The 9288-nt window shown below is 31.3% G+C and carries 12 protein-coding genes; all 12 read right to left on the reverse strand.

Annotated features, from left to right (window positions below):
- Window positions 1-265: 265 nt before the first annotated feature.
- Window positions 266-853: an SMI1/KNR4 family protein gene (locus L3X37_RS14920; protein WP_237240966.1), complete on the reverse strand. Its 588-nt coding sequence runs from the start codon at window positions 851-853 to the stop codon at window positions 266-268.
- A gap of 663 nt (window positions 854-1516) precedes the next feature.
- Window positions 1517-2428: a DUF4350 domain-containing protein gene (locus L3X37_RS14925; RefSeq protein ID WP_237240967.1), complete on the reverse strand. Its 912-nt coding sequence runs from the start codon at window positions 2426-2428 to the stop codon at window positions 1517-1519.
- Between the two features lie 144 nt (window positions 2429-2572).
- A complete protein-coding gene (locus L3X37_RS14930) occupies window positions 2573-3787 on the reverse strand; it encodes a POT-type proton-dependent oligopeptide transporter (protein ID WP_237240968.1) in 1215 nt (404 codons plus the stop codon).
- Window positions 3788-3953: 166 nt separating this feature from the next.
- Window positions 3954-4616, reverse strand: a complete 663-nt coding sequence (locus L3X37_RS14935; RefSeq protein ID WP_237240969.1) for a hypothetical protein — start codon at window positions 4614-4616, stop codon at window positions 3954-3956.
- 169 nt (window positions 4617-4785) lie between these two features.
- Window positions 4786-5754 (reverse strand): retropepsin-like aspartic protease family protein, encoded by a 969-nt coding sequence (locus tag L3X37_RS14940; protein ID WP_237240970.1) that lies wholly within the window; start codon window positions 5752-5754, stop codon window positions 4786-4788.
- A gap of 7 nt (window positions 5755-5761) precedes the next feature.
- Complete coding sequence (locus L3X37_RS14945) at window positions 5762-6400, reverse strand: hypothetical protein (RefSeq protein ID WP_237240971.1); 639 nt, start codon at window positions 6398-6400, stop codon at window positions 5762-5764.
- 173 nt (window positions 6401-6573) lie between these two features.
- Window positions 6574-7029, reverse strand: a complete 456-nt coding sequence (locus L3X37_RS14950) for a GNAT family N-acetyltransferase (protein ID WP_237240972.1) — start codon at window positions 7027-7029, stop codon at window positions 6574-6576.
- 4 nt (window positions 7030-7033) lie between these two features.
- Entirely contained in the window at window positions 7034-7384 is a 351-nt protein-coding gene (locus tag L3X37_RS14955) for a hypothetical protein (protein WP_237240973.1), read from the reverse strand.
- 16 nt (window positions 7385-7400) lie between these two features.
- A complete protein-coding gene (locus tag L3X37_RS14960; RefSeq protein WP_237240974.1) occupies window positions 7401-8063 on the reverse strand; it encodes a pyridoxamine 5'-phosphate oxidase family protein in 663 nt (220 codons plus the stop codon).
- Window positions 8064-8084: 21 nt separating this feature from the next.
- Entirely contained in the window at window positions 8085-8309 is a 225-nt protein-coding gene (locus tag L3X37_RS15540; protein ID WP_369409910.1) for a YgjV family protein, read from the reverse strand.
- A 2-nt stretch (window positions 8310-8311) separates the two neighbouring features.
- Window positions 8312-8746 (reverse strand): GNAT family N-acetyltransferase, encoded by a 435-nt coding sequence (locus L3X37_RS14965; protein WP_237240975.1) that lies wholly within the window; start codon window positions 8744-8746, stop codon window positions 8312-8314.
- A 41-nt stretch (window positions 8747-8787) separates the two neighbouring features.
- Entirely contained in the window at window positions 8788-9093 is a 306-nt protein-coding gene (locus tag L3X37_RS14970; protein WP_237240976.1) for an ArsR/SmtB family transcription factor, read from the reverse strand.
- Window positions 9094-9288 lie beyond the last annotated feature (195 nt).

Raw genomic sequence — 9288 nt, forward strand, 5'->3', positions numbered from 1 at the left:
AGTTTTCCTGCGGTAAGTTCGTCTAAAATTTTGAGTTTAAAGGATTCTGAATACCGTCTAATTACTTTGTCATTTTTGTACATAATGTTTAAAATTATGTAGCCTTTATTCAGGACGGGTCATAATAAACGCTAACGGTCTTGGCTATGAGTAGTTGCGTGGTTTAGCACTTAACTTTGCAAGTACACACCAAACTGAAAATCCGCGAGGATTTTCAGAAGTAAGCGAGAACGAGCAATTACTTATAGCCATTGTTGTGCGTTCGTTATTGTTTTCTATAATATTCGTTCAATTCCATTATAAATCGATTCCCTCTTTCTCTGTCAGCTGTCATTAATTCTTTAAAATCATCTGAATAATGGTGTGTTGTTATCAAGTCTTCGTGGTCAATAAATACGATAGGATATTCATTGTTTTCTCTTTTTACTTTAGAGTCAAAACATAAAAGCCCGTAGTCTTGAAAACCTGCAAAGTAAACCAACCCTTTTCCTATTAGTAATTCAGGTTCGTAATATTCGAAAAACCATTCCTTAAATCCATCGAGACTTTTGTCAGGAAGATGAGTTGGAAAGTTAACTGCAAAATCAGCAATATCTAATTCATAAAAGTGCTTATACTTCAAAAAATGACGATAGGAAAGTGGTAATTCAATTCCAATCATTTTTTCCAGTTTATTCAAGTCCGAGTCATCCAAAACACTTGGAATCGGTTTCCAACCTTTCCAATCGCTATCAGACTCAATAGTTGAATCAAACATTTCATTCGGCATATTTGGGTCAGGTCTTTTCATTAGAATCTCTTCCTTAGCCATTTTGTCTAAAGTTTCATCGATTATTTTCTCTAACCATTCCATATCTTTCAGGGTTCTGTTTTAATGACGCACAACGTTTTAGTGTATGATTTCGTTACGGAAAAATCGGCAAGATTTTTCCGAGTTAAACACAAAGATAGCAAAAGTGTGAGGATTTTCCGTTAGGAAAATCCGCCGTAATGAATTATACACCGTGTTACCAATAGTGCTTTATTCCGATTTATAATTCATTCCGTTTTTCTTTAATTCCGCAATTTATGTTTTTCCGAGTTTGAGTAAATTCAGGAGTTTTCAAATCCGCAAACTTTCTCAAATTCCGATGTGATTTTTACGTTCAGTTCCGCTTTCCACTTTTCCATATTTTTGTCAAATTCCGAACAGCAATTCATTCAGATTTTGAGTGAGCAATTCCGATGTTGCTTTTCATTCCGCGTTTGAGTGATAAATTCGCAAAATTTTAAAAATTCAGCACGAGAGTTTTTCTAATTTTCTTTCTTAAAATTCTAAAAAAAAACGAAAATGAAACTAAGTTTTTTTCAGTTGCACAAACTTGCTTGCGCATTATTGGTAACGTGTTCGTGTATGATTTGTACGGTTGGGAATCCGCAGGATTTTCAGGCGTAGCAAATCAGTTGTTTAAATGTAGTAATTAAAATTGGAGTAGAGAAGTAGTATGAATTATACGCGTTGTTGTGCAAAGTTTAATCATTCAATTACCCCATCTAACCAGTGAATTATATTCAGTAATAATTGATAATTCTCAGGTGCGACTTTATTATTCATTCCCATTTTTCTTTTTTTTGGGCCAGCTAATTGGGCTGAAAACATAGCCGCCTCTCCAAATACCACAATTCTCCCTTTTCCATATTTTTTATATGCTCCTTGTGACCATCCTTCTACATTGTATTTAGTAGTATTTTTGTCAAAAACCCAGGCTGTATCAGGAAGCATATTTACATAATTTTTATTAAAAGTTAGAATTGGATTAGCATCATCAGGAATTTTGAAAGCCTGACCTGTAAATGTTGCAATTTGATTAACACTTTCAAATGAGTTTCTTCCTTTAGTGATAATACTTTCAGCAAGTGTTTTTTCTTTCAGATTAAAATATGCTGGTCCTCTATTTATTGTATCAAATACAAATCCATTTGTAAATTCAAATTCAAATTCCATTGCCAAATCCTTTGCAGCTCCGGCCATTGGCATATGATCGGCAATAAGGAATAAACTCCCGCCAGAATTAACCCATTTTTTAACAGCTTCTATTTCAGATTTTGAAAAAGCTGATGGATTAGGAAGAACCCAATCCTCAACATTAATCTCGTTTAGTGCATTGGATATAACAAGAATTTTTCCTTTTGACAGGTCATTTTCATTAAACTTGCCTTTGTACTCTTTCACATTGTATCCATCTCTCTCTAAAAGATTTGAAAATGCCTTATACCTACCATTCTTTGTATGGAAATTATGATGCCCTTCGTCAATAAAAACAGTAGGTCCTTCTCCATTCTCATATACTGTATTTTGTATTTTTGGATTATATAAGGTGTCCGCAACTTGTTGTGAAAAAGAACAAATAGGTAAAATTAAAATAATGAGAATTAATAGCGTTTTCATGATTGAAGAATTATTTAGTCATTATTTTGCACAACGTGATTGTATAAGATTAGTTGCGTGTTTTAAGCACCTAATTTAGCAAATACAAACCGAATAGAAAATCCGTGAGGATTTTCGTAAGTAAGCTTGCACTAGCAATTAATTTTATACGGTGTTGTAGGTAGTTTTTTTATTCCACCATACATATCCAATCAATCCAATTCCAACAACTACCATTCCTGCTATTCCAATTTTCAGTCCTAACATTGGATTGTCATATAATTTATCGTTAAACAAACCAAAAATTAAAGAAATCAATCTTGTTGGTAAAAATGCCAAACTAATTAAAATTGCTAAATATTTTGGATTAGAATATTTTGTCAAAATTGAATGGATTATTGGTGCAATATGAATTTCCGAAATTGCAAGAAAAAGTAATGAAATCAAATAAGTTACTGTATGCTGTTCAGTTGGTACTTCTGGAATTAAGATTAATATTCCGAATGATATTACTCCAAAAACAAACCCAAGCATTAATTTAAAGAACTGACTGCTGTAAAAGTAAGTCCACAAAATAATTGCAATTATACTAATCGGTAAAATGAAAATAGAGTTGATTGATTGCCATAAATGATTTGGGATACCTAAAGTTGATATTTCACTCAATTGTAACTGTAAATCAAAAGTCCGAATGCTTGATAATTCGTAAAATCCCCAAAATAAACCAACAACAATAAATGCAATTAAGATGTTTAAAATTCTTTTACCTATTGGAAACTCATTTTTCTCAATTTCATCCATTCCTTTTTCTTTTGAAAGAATGATAGGAATTATTGAGATTAACATTAATATTCCAGATATTACAAATCCGATATTGTAGCCATATGTTTCTCCTAAATATCCAATTAGTAAAATTCCCAGGAAAGAACCCAAATTTATTGCGAGATAGAATATCGTAAATCCTGAATCTAATAATTTAGTCTTATTCAGATATGTTTTTCCGAAATTTGAGATGATATTTGGCGTGAAAAATCCGCTACCTAAAACGACAAGAAATAAACCTAAATAAAGTCCAGTTGTGGAAGGAATGCATAAACTGAAAGCTCCGATTGCTTGAATAATTCCACCAATTATAATTGTTTTTTTATTTCCAATAAGTAAGTCTCCAAAAAGACCTCCGATAATTTGAGAGAAAACTAACGAACCTACAAGCCAACCGTAAATCGTTAAGGCTTCAGTTCTTTCCATATTCAATGTTTCTCCTACCATATAAAGAACCACAAGAGCACGAAATCCATAATAAGATGCTCTTTCCAACATTCGTGAAATAGAGTAGTAGAGAGTTTCTTTTGTGTGTTTCTGATTTTGAATTTTTTCCATTCAGTTTATTGGGTTGGTAAATTACCTACAACGTCTCGGCTATGAGTAGTTGCGTGGGTTAGCACGAAACTTTGCAAGTAAACACCAAACTGAAAATCCGCGAGGATTTTCAGAAGTAGGCGAGAACAAGCAATTACTTATAGCCATTGTTGTGGTGTCGTATTTTTTAATTCATAAATTTTGTCATTATTCCTAATTGCAATAGCATAAATCCACTTATTATCATTGCGAAAATTGCGAATTTCTTTATGTCATTCAATTCTCGCCCTTCTTTTAAAATCAGTCGTCTAAAGTCGGAAGAGATTAGACTAAAAAGAGCAGTCAGAAACAAAAGTGCGATTGCAGTTAAAACTCCGTTTCCAATAGGAAATTCATCTGTTTTTCCAAGAAAGAACGGAATAAAGTCAGTCAAGAAAAGTAAGTTCCAAACAACTATTGCTCCAATAGCAAAACCTTTTTTGATTGGAAATCCGCCTTTACTTTGTTTTTTAACTATTTTCCTGTCAATTTTTTGTTCAGTCAAATTTTGATTGCTTAAAAATCCCGTTTCTTGAATTTGTCGAACAACTGAATTAGGGTCTTTAAAAGTCCAAAAAATCACTCTTTCTTTATAGTTTGCAACTGTATGGTTTATTTTAATTCCTTGTCCTAGAATTGGAATCATTGTATAAGGTTCGATTGAAATAATATCTGATGCTTGAAAAGTCAGATTTCCAACTATCGAAGCATTTAGCTCCAATCGTTCTTTATTCACTTTTAAAGTCGCAAAGGGAAATGTCGCATTTGCCATTCCAATTCTTGCTCCACCTGTTAATTCTAATTCGTTCATTTATTTTCTGGTCGGTTTTTCAATATGCACCACAACGGTTACGTATAAGATTAGTTGCGTTGGTTATAAACGCAATTTAACAAGTACAAACCTAGTAGAAAATCCGCGAGGATTTTCGTAAGTAGGCAAGTACCAAGCAATTGATTTTATACAATGTTAGGCACAGTATTTATTTTTCCAATATCAGTTTTTCAGAGGTATTGTCAATAGTCCATTTACTAAACTTATCAAGAAAACTTTTTCCAAGTAATAGAGGTATGTTTGATGAGCCAATGGATGCCGTAACATTATTAACTATATATTCTCCTACTTTAATATTTTTTAAAACAACTCTCTTTTTGGAAATGATTGAACCGTCAGCAATTCTGTAAAGTGCGGGTTCAAGATAACTTTCCTTTTTGATTATTCCACGTGCAATAAATTCTTTTTCCAATTCGGATGATAATGAAATTTCGCTAGCTCCAGAATCAAGCACAAAACTTTTTGTCACTCCTCCAATATCAATCGAAATATGATATACACCAGATTCACGTTTAAGTTTAATCTCTTCTATGCTTTTAATACCATCTACGTAACTATATGTGTTATTGAAATTTTCATTTGCAAAAGGGTCATCATCGGTACTTTGAAACGAATTACTTTCTTTTATTAAACCAAAAAGATATTTAAATGCATTGTGAATTTTATCTCTATTGTCTTGTTTTTGATAAGATAGGATGGTTTGATTAGTGTTCTCAATTACCTCGTTACCACTTCTATTGTACATTATATAATTCGTCCATGTTAAGCAATAAGGTGTTTTGCATTTTATTTCAGTTACGAACTTATTAAATTTAATACTTTTTTCTACTTCTAAGCTGTGAATATTCGCCTCGTATCTTTGAGAATATATATTTTTATAATTTTCAGGATTACGCTTAAATAATTTTATTCTTTCTTCCCATTTAAGTCGCTGGTCATTTGTCATCAATTCAGTCATGATAAATAATCCATTATTTTTAATTTCAATATTTTTCGTTGAACCTAATTTTTGATTAATATAATCTATAGTTTGCTCAATATTCAGTTGTTGAGCAAAGTTTATTTCACACATTGTAATTAATCCAAATAGCAATATATATTTTTTAAGTCCATTCATAATATGATTATTTTTTAAGGGGTTTTAAACCATATTCATAAAGTTTAATAGCTGTTCTTGTTGGTTTAAATTGTAGGTCAAACATTGTTCCAATTCCACAAGCCATCAGTAAAGCTTCTCCTTCAATTGATTCGTGCAATTTCGTTCTAATACTTGATTCTTTGTCAACATATTTTTCCAGAAATTTATAGCCTGCTGGATTCAGATTTGTTAATATAAAAGACATTTTAATAAATTCTTCCCAAGTTAAATTATCCTCAACATGAGCAGAGAATAAATTAGCCAATATTTTTGACTTTTCAGTATCTATAAATTTTTCATTTAGCAATAAAATTGTTTCTAAAACTTGATTCCTATGTTTTGGATTTTCTTTAAACTTTCCTTTAAATTCTTTCAGTTTATTTTCATCAATGTTTTTTGAGTGAAACTCTTCTAAAAAAACCAATATTTTCTTAACATTATGTCTGTCAACAATTGAAGATGTAATTTTATAGAAAGATACTAAAGATTTGACAATGGGAATTTCGCTTAAAAGACTTTCACTTGTTAATGAGTCTAATGCGAGTTCAGCATAATCTTGAGATAATTCCGAAGTTGTATTGAAAATTTCATTTTCAAAACTATTAGTTAAATTTTTGTCTCCCAATTTTTGTCAATTAGATGTTGCTCCATATTGTGCCTAACGTGTTTGTATAAGATTAGTTGCGTGTTCTAAGCACTAAAGTTAGCAAATAAAAACCGAATAGAAAATCCGCGAGGACTTTCGTAACTAGGCTAAAACTAGCAATTAATTTTATACGTTGTTGGCAACTGGCTTTTTTATTCAAAGTGCATTTTAATTCCTTCATGAGTTGCTTTAAATCCTAAATCTTCATAGAATTTAACTGCCTTCGGCCTTTTTTTGTCAGTCGTTAGTTGTAGCAAATGGGCTTTTCTTTCCTTTGCTCTGTTAATAGCCCATTTAAACATTGCTTTTCCAATACCAAATCCTCTTCTATCTTTTCTAATTCTTACAGCCTCTATTTGGGCTCTTATTCCTCCTTGGTAAGTCAAATATTGTATAAAGGACAATTGTAGAGTTCCAACAATTTCAGAGTTTTCGGTTTCAACAACGATTAGTTCTTGATTTTGGTCTGTAGCTATATTTTCAAAAGCATTAAGATATTCAACAGGCAGTGGTATTCGATAGTTTTCTCTAGTTTTACCAAGTTCATCATCAGCAAGCATTTCTACTATTTTTGGTATATCATCCCTTGTTGCTTTTCTAAAGTTCATCTTTTTACTTTGTTTTATTGTCTAATAAATTCTTTATCTTTTTTGCTTGTGTAACCATATAAGAATTAGTTAACCAGATACCAAGATTTTCTTTTTTGAGGTAAATAACGATGTTAGCTTTTTTATATGACTTTGCATCTGGAAAATATGGAACACCGTTAAATATCCATGTAATAACTCTTAACCATTTAGCTAGCTTGGGAAACCAAATACTGTTTAGTTCAATGGATTGTAATTGACTATATGAGTAGAAACCAGAATTTCTTACTGTTTGTTCATCAATTAACTGAAATCCACTATCGCTAAAGTGGAATTCAATTTTTGGATTTTTTCTCAAAATAATATTCTCACTCATGGTACTATGTTTAATTTTAACTTTTGTTTATTACATAATATTCCAATACATGTTCAGGTATTTTCATATTCTCTGAAATTCCTTTATCAGAAATGGGATAATCTGCAATTTGTCTTATAGGGACTATACCAGCCCAAATATCTAAATCATAATCTTCTGGTTCATCTTCAACACCAACATCTCTTATTTTAGCTGAGGCAGTCTCTATGGTCATTTCAACTACTAAAGTTCTGTCTAATTCTTTTTGGTTTATTGGTCTTATTTCATCCCATCTATTTTCAATCATTTGTTCCATAAAGCAAACCAGGGCAGCTTCTTTATCGGTATCATTTTCAACTTTTCTCACTGTGCCAAACAAGGTTGCAGAACGGTAATTTACCGAATGATGTAATCCCGAACGTGCTAAAACTAATCCATCTAAATGAGTAACCGTCATACTCATTTCTTTGGCTTCAATTAATGTTAATAACATTCTGTTGGCATTAGAACCATGTAGGTAAATTTTATTGTCTTTTCTACCATACCCCATGGGTAAGCAAAGAGCCTTCCCGTCATAAATGTAACTTACGTAGCCAAGAAAACCTGCATCTAATATGGTGTTGATTTTTTCAACATCATAGGTAGCTCTTTTGTTTCCACGCTTTACTCTGTTTAATTTTGATTTTGAATATTCTTTCATAACGATGATTATACTTTGTCTTTAATAAGTTGATTTTTTTTCATCCTTTAATTTGTGTAATCTATAAAGATGAAGGATAACGGCAATAGAGCAGCCCATAACTAGGGGCAGAGCGTTTATTAGAATTCCATAAATTACATAAGTCAAGTTTGCAATTGCTGAAAAAACTCTTAATCTATGTTCTCCTTTTGAGTACATTGAATATAGATTTAATCCCAGTGCGATATAACCTACAATATCAAACATAATTACGCTAGTCTTTTTTCAAAATGAAACCCTAAAATTTTAAATCCTTCATTAAAATAAAATTTGTGAGACCTTGAATTTTGCACATAAGTATTTAAACCTATAGATTTATAGTCGTTCCTTAATGACCACTCCTTTATTGCATTCATAAAATATTTTCCATATCCTTTCGATTGAATAGTTGAATCGATAATAACATTATCTAATTCTATTTGCTTTCCGCAATAAATTCGTATCGTAGTCCAACCACTGGAAATGCCGATTAATTTATTGTTTTGAAACAAACCAAAACATGTATAATTGGGTAGTTTCACCATTTCTATTAGCATGTTTTCAATTTGTTTTGGCTCCAAATTGGGATTCAACTGTTCTAACAAATCAAGTGCTTTTACTTGATGTTCTAGTGGGTTTATAAGCTTGACCTCAATGTTTATCATTTCTATATATTTAGGATTATAGATATTAAAGTGTAAAAAAACTATTTCAGTATATATTCGCTATACTCTTTGATTAATTGTTCGTTTCGTTTTAAGTAAGACCATTTCCCATGTCTTGTCGAGATGAGTAAACCACATTTTTCCATATTGGTTAAATAGGTAGAAATGGTTGATTGAGATAAACCCGATTTTTCTTGAATATAAGTAACGCATACACCATCATTAAAATGCTTTAATGTCTCGTGTGGTGGAAAATTGTTTTCAGGTTTTTTTAACCATTCCATAATTTGAAGTCTGGTCTGGTTAGATAAACATTTGCCTATTTCAGTTGCTACTTTTAATTCCATACGACAAATATATCTATAATTCTCGATATATAAAAATGAATTTGTGGATTTCCTGTAAATCTGAGTGTTTTTTGCTTCCAACTAACGTCAAATATTAAGTACTGATATTTAGTGTTTTACTAAATCCGACGTCTTCAGGTTTAATCTCAAATTTAGCAATATTTTTCTTGATTCTGTTGACTAATTTTAATTTTC

Origin of the sequence: Wocania arenilitoris (assembly GCF_021728535.1) — a bacterium.
In the GTDB taxonomy this organism is placed as follows: Bacteria; Bacteroidota; Bacteroidia; order Flavobacteriales; family Flavobacteriaceae; genus Wocania_A; species Wocania_A arenilitoris.